The sequence below is a fragment of the uncultured Phocaeicola sp. genome (assembly GCF_948499155.1).
Lineage (GTDB): Bacteria > Bacteroidota > Bacteroidia > Bacteroidales > Bacteroidaceae > Phocaeicola > Phocaeicola faecalis.
Genome location: NZ_CAOOSE010000002.1, coordinates 197,537 through 214,765, shown reverse-complemented (window position 1 = coordinate 214,765; position 17,229 = coordinate 197,537). Strand labels below are relative to the sequence as shown.

Below are 17,229 nucleotides of genomic sequence, written 5' to 3'. Positions count from 1 at the left end.
GTCCGATTCCTCATTCTTTATTCTTAATTTTTCATTTCGTTCCCGGATTCAGACCGGCTTCCCTCCACCGTCCAAACGCCCCCTCTATGATTTCCAGCTTGCTTTGCCTCCGATAAATGCTCTCTTTCCAGTAGCCAATCCGCAGTTGGATATACCGCCAAGTCTCAAAGTATGCCCGGTTCAGATGCGCTTCGATGTTATCCAGTCCGATATTGATACCCTCCAGTATCAACAGCAGGTCTGAGGTCGAGCAGGCGGCGGCACCAGTGGCGTACAGCACAAGGTCAGCCACCGAACGGTACAGCGATTCCCCTTCATCGGTAATCTTCCGTATGCAGCGCAGGTTCACGCTGATAAGCAAGGTGTCGGCCGGAGAGATTTTCCCCCGTTCCAATACCTTTTCCCGATAATCGTCCAACAGATCCTTGTAATCCCTGATACGGTCACTCACTGTGTCATAAGTAGAATAGACATTCAGCGAGGTACGGAGCGACTGGTACAGCACGTCAATCACATCGAACGCCCTCGTGTATTTGTCAAGGTCGATGTTCAGTTCCTTGTATTCCACGGCGGCATCGCTGCTGTATTCATGCAACAGTTGGTTGCTCAGCTCCAGTGTGGAGCGTGCCAGCAACAGGCTCCGTTGCTGCTTGTGGTCGTTGATATAGGCTTCCACCACAGGAATGTCGAAGTTCCATTGCGCCTTCACTACGGTGGGCAGCACCGCCAACAGCAACAGGAGTAGGTATCGTGTCCGGTCATTCATTTCCGTTCCCCCTTTCTTCATCTTCGTATTTGCCGTTGTAGTCCACGGAGTGCAGGTTTTCAGCCGCCCCGTGCAACCACCGTTTCCGGCATTGTTCCACTAAAGTCAGCCGCCTGCCCCGTTCGTCATTGATATAGGGAGCCGCATCACGCAGCACGTCCACAATGGAGAGCTTGTAGTGCATCATTTTCTCCAGCGATACCAGGTCGGCATAGATATGGCTCAGCCTTGTATGTACCTGGCGGGCGATTTCCAGCCGGTCTGACGACCATAGCAGGTGATAGGTATCGCCAGTATTGTCCGTTTCCGGCGGTTCGCTTCGAAAGTATTCCGTGCTTATCTTGCAGGAGGGGTATTCACGGGCGATTTCCGACAGGCGGCTGTTCACTTCGTCCTTTTTCTCAGTCTCGCTTTTCTCTGGATCAAACTGGATAATATCCACCACCTCCGTATCGCTGTATTCGGCGGTCAGCTCCCAACTGATTTCCATAATGGCACGGTGTATCTTGATGCCGAGGAAGTATTTCGGCTTCCGGGCAATCTGCAGGGAGGCACGGAATGTAATCACCCCGTTGATGTTCGGAGCGACAGCTTCACGCAGGTAGGTATAGCCCGACCACCAACCTTCGCCTTTCCATGTCAGGTCGTAGGCGGCCTTGCAGTCCTGCATGATAGCCGGAATACGGTAGTAATCATCGGTAGGCACGTCGTTGTCGGCGGCGGCTTCTTCTTTGGCCTGTGCCAGTTCCTCCTGCTTCCGGCGCACGACGGAAAGTTCCGTCTCTATCCGGCCAATCTCGTCTTTGTTACGGTTATAGGCTTGCCGAAGCACGGCGGCTTCCTCCACAGTGGCGGAAGCTATCTGCCTGACAAGTTCCGCATTTTCTACCTTAAGTCTGTCTATCCGGGCTTGCAGCACGGCGGCTTCCCCGTTGTATTCCTGTTCCAGTTCATCCAAGCCGGACAAGTCAAGTACCTCGTCTCCCGACACGGACGTTCGCATCACGCATTCCTTCGAGTGGGCATTCAGGCTGCTTCCGCAACTGCGGCATTTGTACTGGGTGATACCGGAAATCAGGCTTACCCCCTCGTGACAGGTTACGCTTATCATTACGCTTTCGCTGCCTTTCAGCTTCGCTTCATCGGTAGCCTGGTAATAGTTTTTCGCATCGGAGCCGATGTAATACACGGTGCCTTCCTCGTTCTCGTTGTATTCCGACAGGCGGGCTTGAAGCTGCCCTTTAAAAGTGTTCAAGTCCATGGTATATGAATCGAACACGTCCTCATACACTTCTTCTGTATGGTTCCAGCTTTTCGTCACCTTGATGCTGTATGCATAGGCTTTCTTAGTCTGCTTGCCTCCTTTGGATATGATATAACTGGAGCGGTAATAGCTGATACTGTAAGTGTTTCCGTCGTTTCGGCGGTTCAGTTGTTCCACCTGCGCCCTTGACCATCCGGCATATCGTTCCGAATTGCTAAGCACCTGTTCGGTCTGGGCGGTATTCGGGTAAAAGTTGGCATCGGAAGTATTGAAGCGTGCCCATTCCCCACCATTGATTACGCTGTTGTCGTCTGTGGCAGGGGAGTAGTCGCAAAGCACCTCCTGGCCGGCATCCTTGCGGTAAATGTACCACCGTTGGGTATAGTATTGCCCCATCGTCTCACGCAGGTAATCGGTCATCCACGCCGTCAGATTGTAATTGTCGAGTTGGAACAGCCCGGCTACGTTCTCCGGTCCTCCGACTAAGGAGAGTAACGTGCTACCTACCGAATTGTCAAGGCTTTGGTACAGGTCGTAGCTGTTTTCCACGGCGTGGGCAATGGCAGTCACGTTTCCTTGCAACAGGTCGTGGAAACTGCTCTCTCCCAAGATACGTCCGCTTAAGTTCTCCGTACCGGCAGTGGCGATACTCACCCCCATGTTATAGAGCTTGTCCAAGTCAGCCTTTAGGTTCTCTTTGGTGAAGTGGTGCGGAACGTCGCCCAAATCGTCAAGGAAGGTTTCCCAGTCGATACCGCCATTCTCCGACAGGGTGAACAGCGAGGCCACCTGCGGATTCAGTTGCAGGAAAGCGATGTCGCTGAACGACAGGCTGCCATTGGTCACTACCGACTCAAACTGCATACAGAGCGTTTTCACTTCCGTGCAGATTTTCATCAGGTAGCTTCCCCAATAAAGGGCGGTCTGGGGCGAGCGGAGCATCATCCCGGCTACCGTCCATATCTTCGGCATGATTTTGACACTTACCAGGTGGTAAATCCTCCGGTAGTATTGGTTCTCCGTGTGGCTGCTCCAGATACCTAGTTCCGTCAATCCCTTGCGGTCAAGGAATTTGGATGTAAAAATTCCGGCGGCGGCGATTTCGGCGGCGTTGTACCGTTCCAGTATGGCTTTCACCTGCTCATTGTAGTAGGCTTCAGCCACCGTTTCCGTCCCATAGGCGGCGACCATGGCGGCCACCGTTTTCTTGTCGTAGTTTACACGCACGTACTGCGCCCTTGTTGGAAAGACAAAGGTGCAGGCTAAGGTCAGAAGCAATAGGATTCTATACATGGCGAGGTGGGGGGGTAAGGGGTTATTTGCCGTTAGCCGTTATCTCTTTCCCTTGTCCTGCTCGTTCCATACACAGGCTGTATTCCCCCGAACACCAGTCCTTTTCCGGTGCCGTGAAGCTGATGTAGTTCCGCTCTTGCAGTTCCTTGCTGGCTGACAGCACATCTTTTACGGTAAATCCGCGTACCTTGCAAAGCAGGCTCGCCGGATGCACATAGAACTTTTCTGGTTTGTTCTCGTTCTTCCAAATATAAATAAGGTAGAAGAACAGTACCGTTGCTTCCTTGGAGAAATTGCTACGTTCGTTGGATTTCCAAAACTCGCTGATAAATTTTTCTTCTTGCATGATAATATGATTTTAGAATTGTTTTTCTTTCAGGTTCAATACTTTGCCTGCCTTATTTACCATTTGTGCAAAAGGCAGCGATTTTTCAATACCCGACCGTTTCCAGTCTCGGCAATAGGCTTCCGTAGCTTCTTGATGGCTGCATTTCAGTTCTGCCTTGTAGAGTTTCAACGCTTCTTTTTCCGCCCGTTCGGTGGTGTAAGTCATGTAGCATTCCCTCGGTTCCTCCACGCCATAGACTTCGCTGGTCGTACCACGCCTGATGAATACTTCCCGGAAGAAACTGCGTCCTTCCTTGTTCTCCAGTCGGTTAATGGTAAAGATTTTCTTGCAGTCCGTTTCCGTCAGTCCGAGAATAGCCTTGATGTTGTCGAAGCGTTCCTTGAACTTGCTTTGGTCAAGAAGCATCACCACATCGGAGTTGTTGATAATGGCCTCTTTTACGATTTCGCTGCCGATGATGTCCTGTATCTCCTGTGTCACCACGCCGACACTTGCCCAAAACTTTCTTGCCGTCTTGTACATAAACTTGATGTACTCGGCCATGAGTGGCGAGGCGATTGCCTTCCATGCTTCCTCTATTACCAGGACTTTTCGCTTCTTTTTCAGACGCATTTTCTGCAAGAACACGTCCATGATGATAAGCGTGACAATAGGAAAAAGTTTCTTATTTTCCTTGATTGCATCCACTTCAAAGACGATAAAGGTCTCTGAGAACAGCGTGGTATCCACATTCTCGTTGAGAATCTTGTCATAGTTGCCGCCTTTGTAGAAAGGCTGAATCATGTATGCGTATTTGTCGTAGTCGATTTCCGTGATGTTGTTCTCTAGGCAGATAAGCTCCAACCGTTCACAAGAGTATTCATAGAAGGTATTGAACGACAGCGAAGCCACCGCCAAAGCTTTTCGCCGTTCCTCCAGCAACTTGATTTTCGCATCAATCTTCTTACCGAGTGTCGCCATTTCCTCCACACTCCACGTACCCTTGCGCTTTTCGGCGGCGGTTAGTGTCTTGCGCAGGGTCTCACGCTGCAACGGGTCATAGCCCTTGAAACCGTGGAAGTAGGCATCGTAGTAGTCTGTCACAATCTGCTCGATGATACGGAACTCCAGTTCCGAAATTTTACTATCCGAACCTTTCCATATCAGCAGAATCAGGTTCTTCAGGAAGTCTATCTTTTCGATGTTCAGTTCCGCCTTCGTGATATTGAAAGGGTTCATCGTAATGGGCTTTTCCTCGGTGTAGCTGATATACTTCCCACCCAAATATTCGCACAATCCCTCGTAGGAATTACCTGTATCCACTATCACCACATCCGTTCCGTGTTCGTGTAGTTGGCGTACCACGCTGTTCATGTGGAACGATTTGCCGCTTCCCGAAGGCCCCAGGCAGAAAAAGTTGGAGTTGTCCGTCAGTTTGTGTTTCCCTTCTTTTCCCGTAATGTCAATGGCCACCGGCACGCCCTGCCTGTCCGTATAGTAAATCTTCAGCGGCGTGTCCTCGCTGTGCTGTATTTTTTCCTTGTACATCAGACAGGCGGCGGCATCGCCCAGCGTCAGGAAGCGGTCATACTCCGCACTCATGCCGTAACAGTTTCCCGGAAACGAATTGACGAACAGTTCCAGTTGGTTGTAAGCCCTCTTGGAGATATGGACGCCCATACGTCCGAACGTGTTTTCCAGATGATTGGTGGGCTTTTGCAGGTCGGCATCACTGTCGCAGCACACCACCAGGTTGTAGTGCGTATAGACTAGTTGCTTTCCCTCCCTGGCCATGACTTCCTGTACCTGCTTGATGTCCTCCACGGCCATTTGGTTGCCCGGATTGGGAATACTTGCGTGGCGGTTTTTCTTCTTTTCCAACAGTGCAAGCTCCCTTTTTTGGTTAGGAATGAAAATCATCTGGTTGTAAACGACCGTCCTCGCTTCCGGGATTTGGTCAATGGCCGCCATCACATCAACAGGCATCTGCGTGTTGTTCACCTCGATGTTGGCAAAGGGACGTACCAAGCTGGGCAGGTTGATGCTGTCCACGTCCACAAGTGAGAATATTTTGCATTTCCGGTCACCCATGCGCACACATTCCTCATCCACCTTGAAATTGTTCATTGAGAGTGTCTTGTGGGTAAAATCCATGGCAAAATAGCGGTCGATATACTCGCTGGCATCTTCCTTTGTCAGAAATTCGGCACGTACACCGGCATCCTTCAATTGGTCTTGCACTTTGCGGATTTTCACCAGGAAGTCACGCCACTTTCTGCCGTCAAAAGAGAAAAGGCGGCTCTTTTGCGCTTCCTGCGTCACGGTCAGATAGGTCTGGCTGTCCGTATATTCCCTGCCATTGAAGTAATGGAAGTAGGATTCGGACAGGTATTCGCGCTTGCTTTCGCTCTCATCACAGAACGGTTTGCGCACGAATATGTCCTGCTTGTGCAGCGCATACCCTTCGCCGAGTGTTTGGGCAATGGCGGTGAACAGCCGGGTGTATTCATAGTACCCGTCTATGTCAGCGGAGTATTTATCCACCGGGTTCTCCATGCGCAGGATAGCCGCATACTCTCCGTTTTTGGTATATACCACGCCGACACCCTCGTTGTCTTCCACGGAGAAGTAAATGTCTTGGAAGATGCGCTTGCGCTTTCCTCCTGTGCCAAAGGCATATACCGATATGGCCATACCCGTGCCTACAGCCGCAAGAATCAGTAGAATATAAATCGTCATGGGCGTTATTGTTTTTGGCTTCCGTCACATCGGGCGAAATAAACCTTTCGGATTCCGAAAGCTAAATCATTCTCCCATTTATCCGAAAACTTGAACAGGTCAAACGTAGGATGCTCATCGTAGCACTCATAAGGCACAATGCCATGTCCCACAAACAGGGCGATGTCTGCCGCAATACAGCGTGCCACCTCCCGACCGATATACAGCCTTTCCTTGTCGGTGAACTGTACATCGGAAAGCTCCTTCCGGTTCGTTTCAATGCACACGGATGCAAAATCCTCTGCACCGTTAATGTCTGTAATCGTCACAGTGGCATCGGTATCGGAGTCCATAACTACCTTTACTTTGAATAAAGGTGGAAGCACGCAGATTTCCACTGAGTTGATTTCCGCTTCGTTGTATATTACCAGATTGTTCATTTGTGTTGTTTTTTAGGTGAATCAAAATAGATAAAATAACCGCAGCCGTAAGCTGGCATATTGTTTTGACAAGGTTCCGGTCACAATACCGTTCTCCATGTCAATCAGATAAAAGGTCTTGTCCGAACTCTCGCTGACGGTCAGGTATTCTCCTCGCATCGGTTCACAGCCGACTGTTTCTCCGAGTTGCCGGTGATGATAGAGCTGTGCCAGTTCCGCAAGTGACGGCACATAGCTTCCCGGATGCTGCTCCACTTCAGCAAGCATTTCTTTCCTGGCGAGCAGCCTCCCGTTCCTTCGGTAGGCATGCTCCGTTTGACGGTACTTGTCAATCAGCCTTTGGGTAAGATCGGCACCGTCTGCATAGCCGAAGGCGCATTGCTCACCGTAGGGCATTCCCGAAGTAAAGATGAGTTTGTTCTCATCGATGATTTCATCCGTTTGCCTGGGATTGACGACTCCCTCTTTACGTTTACCATCAATGGTCTGGAAAGTTTTACCGGAAGTCAAAACTTTTCCCGAATAGCAATACCGACCCTCGCTGTCGCGCAACGCCACCGCTTTGCCGTGCCTCCCGTCCGTTTCCACTACCATGGCAATTGAATTGCTGTCACGTTGAGGACATATCCCACCGTCTTTTTGCAGGTAGTGACCCACTTCCACGGAATCCACACGCTGCACAGGCTGGTAGCGGAGCTTGCGCCGGGTTTCCACCCAACTGCCATTCACCGCCAATCCTTCCTTGCCTTTGCGCAGGTTTAGCCTTACAAGGCTTCCTGCTTGCATGGGAGGCAATGTTGTCCGCACGGCGTATGGGTGTCCGTCAATGGTGGCGGCAATCGTCACCGCGCCTTCCGTATCGGTAGGCACCAGATAAAAGTCATGTTTCCGGCCATTGTTCAACAGGCAGTCCGCATCCGTGGCGTTCAACGTGCCTCCTTTGCCCACAGGTCTCCATTTACCCAAGTAAGGCTGATAGACAGCCTGTCCGCAAAGGTTCTCCCCCGTAAGCGTAAGTTCATCCAGCCGCTCTTGCAACCGGTCACTCTCGCATCCGATGCAGAGTAGCACCATTGAACTGCGCCAATCCATTTCCACGGAAATCTCCTTGCCGATATGCCGGGCCGTTTCCACAGCGTACAGGTTTTCCCCGAAAGGAGCAGCCAGTACAAGACTATCATCTGCGGCAAGTCCTTGCCGATAAGGGAAACAGGCATAGATGGCGGCAAGCGTGTCAGCGGTCACGGTATGATGTTTCTGCGCCACATAACGCCCGTTATCATAAATGAACGGCACTCCGTAAAAGGCGTTCCGTTCCGTGTCTGTGGCGTCCGCAAGATGCATATACACCCCGATGTCCGGCAGTCCTGTTTCCATTCCCTCTGAAGTGATTGTCAACGGACGGCAGGCTGTAGCCCAGCCTTGCCGAATTTTACCGGCTGTCTGTTGCGCTTCTACCGTGGCTGATTTCGTTACCTGTCGTTTTCCACAGGATGCGAGCAGTAGGACACATGGAAGAAACAGCCAAGCAATTTTACTTTTTCTACAAACTACGGTTATTGTCATTTCCTTTTTGAATAAGCATAGATGAATACTCCTTTATCGTTCTTCTTGCTGTGCAGCCCTTTGCGCTGTTTCAGCAGGATAAATCCGGCACCCACGGCGAGAGAGGCCACCAAAGTGAGCAGTCCGGCGAGGAAACCTATCAGGCAGTAGGCAAGGATAAAGCCGAGAATGGCCCCGCCGACAGCTCCGGCCGCCCAATAGATGTACCGCCCCTGAAGTCCCATCAGTTCAAGAGGCCGTTGAAGCCCCTTGAACAGTGGGTACCCCGTGTAGCGGCTGTTGTCCGTTTGGGTTCCCATGCGCCGTTAAGCGGAGATACCGAAAAACAACGGAAGTGCCTGTGCAGCAGCTACCAGGAAGATACAAGCTCCTACAATCATCATGATAGACTTCTTCACGTCCTGTTCCTCGTTGTTCATTTTGATATACACGCTGATTGCTCCCACAACGGCCACAATGCCGGCAATGGCGTAACACAGTTTCACTACATACGGCACGTACTTGGCGATTTCGTCCGTCACCGTGCCGAGGGCGGTCGTTCCGGCGGAGTAGTCACCGGCCGCGTTCTGGGCGAAAGCTGTCACCGTTCCGACCAGCAGCATAAATGAAAGCATCTTGATTCTTTCGGAAGAGCAGATGCCCTTCATCATTTTCTTAATTTTTTGCAACATTCGTTCTTGTTTTTAATTAGACATTATGGTACTCTCTGCGCAGATGAGTATTTTTTAAACTTGATAGCCGAAGAAAGCTGGGAACACGATAGAGGCTCCAATCATGAACATACAGGCTCCCACAACCATGAGTATCTCCTTGACGATACCTTCCTCGCCGGCATTCATCTTGATGAAGATTTGTAGGCTGGCGTAAATAGTAACAAGTGCAGCAATGGCATAGGTCAAATACAGCACATAGAGCATCATGGTCACTACATAGTCGTGCATCAGTGCCAGCGCATCGGCTCCCCAACTGTAATCCACGCCGCCACATTTGGCGAAAACGGACTGCGCCGAAAGGAGGCACGACACCGGCAGGCTATAACGGATAATCTTCTTACAATACATTTCGGATGACATTGATTTCGGGTTTGAACAGCGAAGCTTTCTTGCCTTCCAGTAACTCATGGAGTTCTGGGGCTTTGATGCCGTATTCGCTCGTTACGTCCGCTTCATCCAGATTCTCTTGCAGCGAAGCAATGCGTCTCTCTGTCTCGGCAGTTTCTTTCTTTTCGCTTTCCTTTTCCGGGTCAAGCACTTCCGCAGGTTCTTCCGGTTCGGCATCGCCAATAAAAAAGCCGTCTCCCTGTTCATTCACAGAGACGGCGGTTTCAACTGGAACGTCTTCAATCTCAAACACTTCCTCGTTGGAAGTAAGTTGCTTTCCGGTAGCGTATAAATCCTTGCCGATGTTGGCACCGTAGTAAAGGAGGTAGGCGATGCTCAGGCAAATGGCAAATGTCAAAAATGGACTCATTTCGTATTGTGTTTATGCGTTGATTGTTCGATTGATGCCGCAAAGGAATAATGAAATAGAGGTACACGATGAAAGACAAAGCAACAAAGCCTCCTTTTTTAACCGGGTTTATGATTGCAGTGAAAAATCAGACTGTCAATCATACTCCGATACCACAATTACAGGTATTCCGCTCTCTACCATTTATATACAAGGAGATATGAATCATACACATCTATGCCCTCATTGGGCGGAGGCATTTCTGGCGCAAAGTTCCGGCAGGCTTGCTTTGATTGCTCCAAACTTTTAGGGCGGGAGGCAGCGGATTTTCGGATAATCAGTGCCCCAGTGATTGAAATCTTCCTTTTTCCACACGCGTAAAAAGCGTATTTCAACCAAAAAGTTTGTGCCATACGCACCTGCCAAGTCGGAGCACCATAAATAACTTCCTCACAATAAGGGGCAAAGGCTCCCGATGATAGGGAAATAAATCAAATCAGTTATGAAGTTCACAATTTCAGCAACAGAATTGAACGCCGAGTTAATTGCATTGGCAAAAGTAATGAACAGTAAGGTGGCATTGCCTATCTATTCCACGTTCCTATTGGAACTCAAAGACGGTGTATTGAGAATAACGGCATCCGACATGGATTGTAGCCGATGCAGCACGCTCCCTGTCATAGATATGGACGGAGCTAACGGACACAGCGAAAGTATATGTGTCACAGCGAGTTTTTTGCTTGATTCGTTGAAGAATTTAGGAGACCAGCCTGTCACTTTTGAAGCGGACGAGGAAAATTTGTCGGTAGTTATCCGCTACAACAACGGCCAGTTCGACATGGTGGGATTTCCGGCAAAGGATTACGTCCTTCCTGGCACAATGGAGAAAAACGTGAAGGCCACTATCGAAGCATCTGTCTTGAATGATAGTATCGGCAAATCTTTATATGCCGTTGGCAACGATGACCTTCGTCCTATATTTTGCGGCATCTATTTCACTAAGAAGGGCGATGAATTGCAATGTGCCGCTACCAATGGCTCCATGTTGGTACGGAACATTTACAAGGTTGAGGATGACGGACAAGAGTACAATTTCCTGTTACATTCAAGAGCTGCAAAGATTGTGCGCAGTATGACAAGTAAGTCAGATGAGAAAGTGCAGGTATTCATTACTGACCGTGAAATGGCCTTCCAAACAGAAACAGACTATTTCCGCACACGGCTGATAGAGGGAAGATACCCCAACTACAATGCCGTTATCCCCACGGATAGTGACAAAAAAGCCATTCTCGACAAAAACGAACTGTTGGCGGCCGTCAGACGGGTAAGCGTATTTGCGGACAAGGCACGTTGCGAGGTGGCCATGAACTTTTCGGGATTGTCGTTGGTGCTTTCGGGAAAGGATATTGATTGTTCCACCCATGCTGAAGAAACGGTATTTTGTGCCTATCAAGGCGGCAATTTGCGCATCGGCTTCAAAGCGGAGTTTTTGAAACAAACGCTGGAAAATATCACCACCAAAGAGGTACAGTTCAAGTTAAGCACGCAAGAACGTGCAGGTGTTATCACCCCTGTAACCGACGATGACCAGATGGAAACCGTAGCATTGATTATGCCCATACTGCTATCGGCTTGATACCGGTATTGAAGAAATTCCCCTGCACTTCAATTGCGGCAGGGGATTAATAATAAAATCCTAAAATTGAAATGACATGACATTCAGAGAATTTATGAAAGAAAACGACTACGAGTTGCAGACCACCTTCTGGAACGATTTTACGATAGCCGACCATTTTGGACTTGCAGGTATTCAGGACACCTTCAACCGTGCGTTTGAAGAATGGAAAGATAATTGTAAGTATCTCACGGAGCTAACATTGGTACTCAACCATAAAGTATGGCAACACCATGAAACAAAACCACAATTTTCAGAACTGTATGAAAAACTTTGGGAACAGACCGAACAATATGCAATGGAGAATCTAAAAGGCGACGAGTTGGATTATTTTTGTGAGATAACAGATTAATATACATGAAAGAAGGTATCAGAGTAGATACCTTCTTCCATTTTATATATTCCTGTTTTATAAAGAAATATTAATTTTCCATGCACCTGTTTTTCTGGCACCGATTCTCGATATGACTCTTTTTTCCGCAAGGCTCTTGATACGTCTGGCAACCGTAGCACGATGCAAATTCAACTGTTCGGACAATTCCGTATAGGTGATGTCAGGCTTGGCTTGAATAAGTCTCAACATCTGCAAATCCTCTTCACTTATAGTCGCGTTTATAGTCGCATCAGCATCACTTATAGTCGCATTTATAGTCGCATCTGCCACTTTTATAGTCTCACTTTCAAACTCAACACTTGTACGGAAAATATCCTGTTCAAAAAAATGGGGATGCCCACCTTGATAATACTTGGCGTATTTGAAAATATTACGCACACCGGAACCGAGTTTGTCGGCCAATCCGATATTGCGGAAAAAGGAGGCGATGATTGGATTTTTGGGATTCGGCTCAAAATTTTCCGGGGTTATCTCACCCGACCACGAGGCACGGTTAGCATTTTCCGTGTATATACGGTTATTCTCAATAACGAATTTGGCAGGATAAGAACTTGAAAATTCTCTATGGATGAGTATGTTTGATACCATTTCCCTGCATATTACTCCACGCAGGCTTATCCGTTGTTCATTTTCAAGATAAAACGGATCCGGCAAATGTTTTTGGGCAAATTCCATCAACAGATCATAGCTTTCCACAAGGTTGGTACATACAATCTCCCTGTCGTCATACCGGTCTATATTGATTCGGCGAAGCAAAGCATCCGTTTCATAAGCCGGTGCCACATCTTTTATAACGTCGTCACGACCTAACAGTAATACGGCTGCAAGATTCAGTCCATGCTTTCCTGTCTCATGATTCGTACCGAACAGACCGGCAGAGCGTAACAACTCCATATCATCCGTCTTTTGCCAAATATGCCGACCGTTAGCGGAATTAGCAGCCATTTGTCTGATAGTCGGCAAAAGGTCGAGTCGCAAATCTTCCACTTTTATATATGGAAATACCTTCCGTTCTGTAAAGATACTTTGCTTACGGATATACATCATCGCTATTTGTGAGGTGCTGGTCACGTGTACGTCCGCATCATCCACCCGGTCAAATATCTCCTTTTTATAGGAATGGACTTCTGCACTCGGATTGACATGAATGTGTATCACGGTTTTACCCTCATAGAGAAGCGGTCTGGGCTCCAAATAAACAGTAGGAGTTATCAAATCCGAATTGCTGACACAACTGATAAAATTCTTAATCATTGAAGATACGGAATTTTCAGGTACGCCGACAACACGACCGGAATCCGTCACGCCTAAAAATAGATCACCGCCAAAACGGTTGAGAAAAGAGCATACCGTTTCATAGGTATCGCTTTCAATGCCATTTCCACAGCGTTTAAACTCCACCCGAATGGTTTCTCCTATTTCCAGTATTTCTTTAAATCGTTCTTGTTCCATTGTTCTAATTGTTAGGCAAAAATACAAAATATCCAGCACATAAACTTGTGTAGGACATGATTCTTTTGTTTAAAGTCAATTCACGGCATCCTTTTCTTATCGCGCAACAGGTCATTGACATCCTTATAATAAGGAAACGCCTCCATCACATTATATACCGTAGCCGTATTCATTTCCCGAAGCAGATCCACCGCCTTTCGTCCGGCATCGTCATTGTCGAGGAAGCAATAGATTTTCTTGTATGCTTTCAACCGGGACAGAGCTTTGGACAGGTTGTTCACCGAGTTCAGTACAATTAAATCCGGCTGTCTGCACGGAGGCGGCAACTTTCCTTGTTTTACTAGTGTCAAATAAGAAAGAAAGTCCATAAAGCCTTCAAACAGGCAACATGCCAAAGTGGTCTTTGTGGTGTTGGTCACTGATATGTCTTTAGGTGCAATGCACCCTTTGTAGTACGGACTGCGCATTTCATATCCACCGGCTATATTAGGAAAACCGATAGCGAAGTAGGCTCTTCCACGGCAGGTATAGTGTATCTCCCAGCATTCCCTGATTCCGATTTCCATATCAATGCCCCGTGAAGCCAGATAGGACTTCAAGGCTACCGAAGTCAGCGCACCGATTTGGATGTTCCGCAAGATCTCATTCCTTTCCTCAGAAGAGGGCAGGAATGTTCTTGCCTTGACAGGTACTCCCGGGGTGGCGTTTTCTATCAGTTTCAGTACACGGGATATATCATTGGTATGATAGATAAGAATACCCAAGTCTATGATGTCGCCACTCCGGGCAAGTCCGAAATCATACCAGATATTCCGATTTTTATTGACTTTGAATGAAGGTGTCATATCTTCCCTATACGGGGCACGGAACCATGCCGCACAAGCGGTTTCCCTTGTAGGGAAACAACCGATTGCTTTCAAGAAGTCCACAATATCTATTTGTTTGGTCTGGGCTATGTTCATAATAACTTTTGTGTTTCTATTCGGGTTTAATAAAGTTTATCTTATATATACACCGACGTTAAACTAAACCTCTTTATCGGAGGTACAGCCGCTATACTCCAGCACCTTCGGATTGTAATGGTAGCTCTTATCCTGTTTCACGATAATGCCACGCCCCATCAGATACTTGTTCAGTTCAATGCAGATGTTCCGGCCACGCTTGAAGCCGATTTCGGTATATCCCTGTTGGAGCGCTTTGATAAGCGGTCTGTATCCGGTTATGTCCCCCTCGCTGAATGCCAGCCTGAGAGCCTGGGCGTGTTGTACATCGGAAATGGATTCGCAGAAGCCCTTACGCTCTTGTGTAAACGAGTATTCTCCCACCAGTTCAGGCAAGGCATCGTTATTGATGCGGAAAGCGAACGGCTCAAACTCCTTTTCACGAATGTGCATGGCTTTTACTTCACTGATATTACCGTCAAACTGGCTCTTGGTGATTTGCAGAATGGTTTCCGCTTTGTTATTCAGTTCTGTGCCAATATGTCCTCTCGTATTGTCATCTCCTTTGTTCAGATGTAATACTGTATGGATATGGAGGTCGTGCATACTTGACCAGCGCATGAGGTCGTTTATCAAATCAACAGACTCACTGGGACTGTTGATGTCATACAGGAGGTCACGGATGCCGTCAATGACAACAAAACCGATACCCGGATCGGAAGCCAGCGCATGGTTGATAATCTGTCGGCGTTGTTTGGGGCTGTATTCCCGCAGCATGAAAAATTCGAGGTTGTCCGTTTCACGGTCAGTAGGTAGCCCGGCCAGTCTCAGGATGCGTTCAAGCACCTTGTGGCAATGGCATTTGCTTTGTTCCGTATCTACATAAAGCACCTTGTGCTTGCCTTCCGGCAAATGTGCGTTGTAGCGTAACACGTTTTTGCCCGACAACGCTGCAGCCACAATTGCCGTGATGTTGAAAGTCTTTTTGCTTTTGGGCTTACCGACCGAAGCACTGAAGTTGCCGAGCGTGGCAATGGTTATGTCATCGACACGGACAATTTCCGGCGGAAAAGCGTAGGTCTCGGTGACACGTAGGCGGATGAATTGCAGGATTTGTTCATAAACCGAACGATCTATGTCATTTCCGGTTTGAAGCAGGTGGGTCGGTATCATGGCTTTCCCCCTTTCTTTTTATGGTTGGGCTTGCCGGTGTGGTCATGGGCGGTCATTATAGCAGCCTGTCTTTCCAGTTCCCTTTGTGAAAGGACTGGATTGCGCCGTTTCCATTCATCCAGTTCCTTCCTTTCAAAGAAGATGTTCTTGCCATTCGGTTTGGTGTAGGATATGTCACGGTTGGAGGTAAGCCGGTACATATGCCCTTTGGAGATATTCAGGTATTTGGCGGCTTCATCAATATTCAGCATATCTTTCAGGTAATAGAGTTGATTCTCCACGCTTTCAAAACGCTCTATCAAGGCTTCAAGCGTCCCGAAACGATCAATGAAGGCTTCAATGGTGGTTATCTTGCCCAATACTACGTTTATATCTTCCATTCGGGTCAGGATGACGGCCACATCTTCTACCCGTTTAAGTGTTTCAAGAAATCCGGCTTCTGTCATGATGCAAATTGTTTATCGGGTTCAACACATTCATTCATGCTGTCCGGCATCTCCTTTGGACAGTTTTTTTCGGTTTCTTCCACTTGGTTCCGGCAGAGCCATTCGTCCAATTCCTGCTTGTTAAAATACAACAGTTTACCGGACGGTCTGTAGTGGGGGATATGCCCGTTCTTGGCAAGTTTGTACAACTGGCTTCTCGACAGCCCCATATACAGGCAGGCTTCTTTGAAATTGAGTGTTTTCTTGATGCAAAACAGCATATTTTCAATCTTCTCCGTTTGTTTCTGGAGCATACTAAGCTTCAGGAAACATGATGAACAGGACACCGCTACACAGTTTCTTTCTTCTTGTTGGTTCATTTTGTATTCTTTTTTGAGTTAGACATGGGGGAGTGATACCCCGAAACTTTATCGCTTCGGGGCAAAGGTAGATATGTGTTTTTCAATGCTTGTAAAAAGGAGAGTAACAGTTCGGAAGTGTTATCCGAACTGTTATCCTTTTCTGTGTCACTTGTTATCCGTTGTGTTTCTTTCTGTCATTTCTCTGACAGCTTGTACGCATTGGCTGATTACCTCCTGCATACTGTTTGGATTGCTCTTGGCAAGACTAAGTGCACTGGAATACTGGCCGTGTTTGAGCGGACGGCCGTCTTTGGAACCCAATATGGAACCGGCCTGTTCCAACAGATGTTCCCAACGTCCGAGAATGAGACGGTGGTGACATAACCGGTCGAAAAAGAAAGCTACCAACCGGTTATTGGCAGACTTCAACGGCTGATGCAACGTGCCTTCCAAAAGAGAACGCAGTATGCCTGCATTCACAGGGGTAGTGAAAAGTTGAGCCTCATTAGCACAATGCGCAATGAGGCTCAGTTGATTGTCATTCAAAAAGCTACCCAAAGACAAGGCAGGAAGGTTCGTTTCAGGGCGTGGCTTATCCGGTTCTTCTTTCAGACCGGAGGATGCTTTCGTTGTGTTGAACAGACGAAGCAACTCATCCATGCGGTTAGGAGCAAAAAGTATATTGGAGAAGAATAGCTCCACAAGGTCTTTACGTTTTGTCAGTATTCCTCTGAGAATACCGATGTTTTTCCGATGTCGGTTTTTCCCGGCGGCATCCCGGTGGTCACTATAATAATGACCGTTCAGAAAATCCTCCACATACAGTTCATACAATTTACTCTCACCGATAACTTCCTTCCGATAAGTAAAAGAGGCTTCTTTCAGCAAGGCAAAAAGTTCATCACGTTCATTTCCGACACTCTTGTGCGGCTTGTTTGCCAATCTCTTGTTTTAAAAAAAGGCAATCATTTCTACGGTTACGC

Annotated in this window: 18 protein-coding genes; 2 read left to right on the top strand and 16 right to left on the bottom strand. The window is 47.9% G+C overall.

Translation table 11 applies throughout. The features are described from left to right. Window positions 1-31: 31 nt before the first annotated feature. Genes QYT14_RS02825 through QYT14_RS02780 form a run of 10 tightly spaced genes read right to left on the bottom strand, consistent with a single transcriptional unit; the run spans window position 32 to window position 9,845 of the window. A complete protein-coding gene (locus QYT14_RS02825; protein WP_004319357.1) occupies window positions 32-787 on the bottom strand; it encodes a hypothetical protein in 756 nt (251 codons plus the stop codon). Beyond that, window positions 759-3,323, bottom strand: coding sequence for a hypothetical protein (locus QYT14_RS02820; protein ID WP_032837722.1), 2,565 nt, complete (start codon window positions 3,321-3,323; stop codon window positions 759-761). Before QYT14_RS02820 ends, QYT14_RS02825 begins: the two co-directional genes overlap by 29 nt. 22 nt (window positions 3,324-3,345) lie before the next feature. After that, the gene (locus QYT14_RS02815) at window positions 3,346-3,669 is read right to left on the bottom strand and encodes a hypothetical protein (protein WP_004319354.1); all 324 of its coding nucleotides are present in this window, start codon (window positions 3,667-3,669) and stop codon (window positions 3,346-3,348) included. Between the two features lie 12 nt (window positions 3,670-3,681). Beyond that, complete coding sequence (locus tag QYT14_RS02810) at window positions 3,682-6,390, bottom strand: TraG family conjugative transposon ATPase (protein ID WP_004319352.1); 2,709 nt, start codon at window positions 6,388-6,390, stop codon at window positions 3,682-3,684. A 5-nt stretch (window positions 6,391-6,395) separates the two neighbouring features. Then, a complete protein-coding gene (locus tag QYT14_RS02805; RefSeq protein WP_004319351.1) occupies window positions 6,396-6,809 on the bottom strand; it encodes a hypothetical protein in 414 nt (137 codons plus the stop codon). 21 nt (window positions 6,810-6,830) lie between these two features. Beyond that, entirely contained in the window at window positions 6,831-8,375 is a 1,545-nt protein-coding gene (locus QYT14_RS02800) for a hypothetical protein (RefSeq protein ID WP_004319350.1), read from the bottom strand. Then, window positions 8,372-8,674, bottom strand: a complete 303-nt coding sequence (locus QYT14_RS02795) for a hypothetical protein (RefSeq protein WP_004319349.1) — start codon at window positions 8,672-8,674, stop codon at window positions 8,372-8,374. Before QYT14_RS02795 ends, QYT14_RS02800 begins: the two co-directional genes overlap by 4 nt. A gap of 6 nt (window positions 8,675-8,680) precedes the next feature. Beyond that, window positions 8,681-9,046 (bottom strand): DUF4134 domain-containing protein, encoded by a 366-nt coding sequence (locus tag QYT14_RS02790; protein WP_004319348.1) that lies wholly within the window; start codon window positions 9,044-9,046, stop codon window positions 8,681-8,683. Window positions 9,047-9,100: 54 nt separating this feature from the next. Continuing rightward, window positions 9,101-9,436, bottom strand: a complete 336-nt coding sequence (locus tag QYT14_RS02785; protein WP_004319347.1) for a DUF4134 domain-containing protein — start codon at window positions 9,434-9,436, stop codon at window positions 9,101-9,103. Beyond that, complete coding sequence (locus QYT14_RS02780) at window positions 9,426-9,845, bottom strand: hypothetical protein (protein ID WP_004319346.1); 420 nt, start codon at window positions 9,843-9,845, stop codon at window positions 9,426-9,428. Before QYT14_RS02780 ends, QYT14_RS02785 begins: the two co-directional genes overlap by 11 nt. A gap of 481 nt (window positions 9,846-10,326) precedes the next feature. On the opposite strand from QYT14_RS02780, the gene dnaN reads away from it, so the two are divergent. Next, window positions 10,327-11,460 carry a DNA polymerase III subunit beta gene (gene dnaN, locus QYT14_RS02775; protein ID WP_288324221.1) on the top strand — a complete coding sequence of 378 codons (1,134 nt, stop codon included), beginning with the start codon at window positions 10,327-10,329 and terminating at the stop codon, window positions 11,458-11,460. A 76-nt stretch (window positions 11,461-11,536) separates the two neighbouring features. Then, entirely contained in the window at window positions 11,537-11,851 is a 315-nt protein-coding gene (locus QYT14_RS02770) for a hypothetical protein (protein WP_004319344.1), read from the top strand. Between the two features lie 57 nt (window positions 11,852-11,908). Here the strand turns inward: QYT14_RS02770 and QYT14_RS02765 are convergent, their stop codons facing one another. The 6 genes from QYT14_RS02765 to QYT14_RS02740 all read right to left on the bottom strand — a co-directional run bounded on the left by QYT14_RS02765 (window position 11,909) and on the right by QYT14_RS02740 (window position 17,188). Beyond that, complete coding sequence (locus tag QYT14_RS02765) at window positions 11,909-13,345, bottom strand: RNA-binding domain-containing protein (RefSeq protein ID WP_004319343.1); 1,437 nt, start codon at window positions 13,343-13,345, stop codon at window positions 11,909-11,911. 80 nt (window positions 13,346-13,425) lie between these two features. After that, window positions 13,426-14,307: a toprim domain-containing protein gene (locus tag QYT14_RS02760; protein ID WP_004319342.1), complete on the bottom strand. Its 882-nt coding sequence runs from the start codon at window positions 14,305-14,307 to the stop codon at window positions 13,426-13,428. A 63-nt stretch (window positions 14,308-14,370) separates the two neighbouring features. Next, complete coding sequence (locus QYT14_RS02755; protein WP_004319341.1) at window positions 14,371-15,459, bottom strand: AAA family ATPase; 1,089 nt, start codon at window positions 15,457-15,459, stop codon at window positions 14,371-14,373. Then, the gene (locus QYT14_RS02750; RefSeq protein ID WP_004319340.1) at window positions 15,456-15,905 is read right to left on the bottom strand and encodes a helix-turn-helix domain-containing protein; all 450 of its coding nucleotides are present in this window, start codon (window positions 15,903-15,905) and stop codon (window positions 15,456-15,458) included. The genes QYT14_RS02755 and QYT14_RS02750 overlap by 4 nt, the downstream gene beginning before the upstream one ends. After that, complete coding sequence (locus tag QYT14_RS02745; protein WP_004319339.1) at window positions 15,902-16,264, bottom strand: helix-turn-helix domain-containing protein; 363 nt, start codon at window positions 16,262-16,264, stop codon at window positions 15,902-15,904. Before QYT14_RS02745 ends, QYT14_RS02750 begins: the two co-directional genes overlap by 4 nt. 147 nt (window positions 16,265-16,411) lie before the next feature. Next, complete coding sequence (locus tag QYT14_RS02740) at window positions 16,412-17,188, bottom strand: hypothetical protein (protein WP_004319338.1); 777 nt, start codon at window positions 17,186-17,188, stop codon at window positions 16,412-16,414. Window positions 17,189-17,229: the final 41 nt, after the last annotated feature.

Excerpts from the sequence above, each read along its gene's own strand:
- QYT14_RS02825 (WP_004319357.1), bottom strand. The coding sequence starts at position 787 with ATGAAGAAAGGGGGAACGGAAATGAATGACCGGACACGATACCTACTC.
- QYT14_RS02820 (WP_032837722.1), bottom strand. The coding sequence starts at position 3,323 with ATGTATAGAATCCTATTGCTTCTGACCTTAGCCTGCACCTTTGTCTTT.
- QYT14_RS02815 (WP_004319354.1), bottom strand. The coding sequence starts at position 3,669 with ATGCAAGAAGAAAAATTTATCAGCGAGTTTTGGAAATCCAACGAACGT.
- QYT14_RS02810 (WP_004319352.1), bottom strand. The coding sequence starts at position 6,390 with ATGACGATTTATATTCTACTGATTCTTGCGGCTGTAGGCACGGGTATG.
- QYT14_RS02805 (WP_004319351.1), bottom strand. The coding sequence starts at position 6,809 with ATGAACAATCTGGTAATATACAACGAAGCGGAAATCAACTCAGTGGAA.
- QYT14_RS02800 (WP_004319350.1), bottom strand. The coding sequence starts at position 8,375 with ATGACAATAACCGTAGTTTGTAGAAAAAGTAAAATTGCTTGGCTGTTT.
- QYT14_RS02795 (WP_004319349.1), bottom strand. The coding sequence starts at position 8,674 with ATGGGAACCCAAACGGACAACAGCCGCTACACGGGGTACCCACTGTTC.
- QYT14_RS02790 (WP_004319348.1), bottom strand. The coding sequence starts at position 9,046 with ATGTTGCAAAAAATTAAGAAAATGATGAAGGGCATCTGCTCTTCCGAA.
- QYT14_RS02785 (WP_004319347.1), bottom strand. The coding sequence starts at position 9,436 with ATGTATTGTAAGAAGATTATCCGTTATAGCCTGCCGGTGTCGTGCCTC.
- QYT14_RS02780 (WP_004319346.1), bottom strand. The coding sequence starts at position 9,845 with ATGAGTCCATTTTTGACATTTGCCATTTGCCTGAGCATCGCCTACCTC.
- dnaN (WP_288324221.1), top strand. The coding sequence starts at position 10,327 with ATGAAGTTCACAATTTCAGCAACAGAATTGAACGCCGAGTTAATTGCA.
- QYT14_RS02770 (WP_004319344.1), top strand. The coding sequence starts at position 11,537 with ATGACATTCAGAGAATTTATGAAAGAAAACGACTACGAGTTGCAGACC.
- QYT14_RS02765 (WP_004319343.1), bottom strand. The coding sequence starts at position 13,345 with ATGGAACAAGAACGATTTAAAGAAATACTGGAAATAGGAGAAACCATT.
- QYT14_RS02760 (WP_004319342.1), bottom strand. The coding sequence starts at position 14,307 with ATGAACATAGCCCAGACCAAACAAATAGATATTGTGGACTTCTTGAAA.
- QYT14_RS02755 (WP_004319341.1), bottom strand. The coding sequence starts at position 15,459 with ATGATACCGACCCACCTGCTTCAAACCGGAAATGACATAGATCGTTCG.
- QYT14_RS02750 (WP_004319340.1), bottom strand. The coding sequence starts at position 15,905 with ATGACAGAAGCCGGATTTCTTGAAACACTTAAACGGGTAGAAGATGTG.
- QYT14_RS02745 (WP_004319339.1), bottom strand. The coding sequence starts at position 16,264 with ATGAACCAACAAGAAGAAAGAAACTGTGTAGCGGTGTCCTGTTCATCA.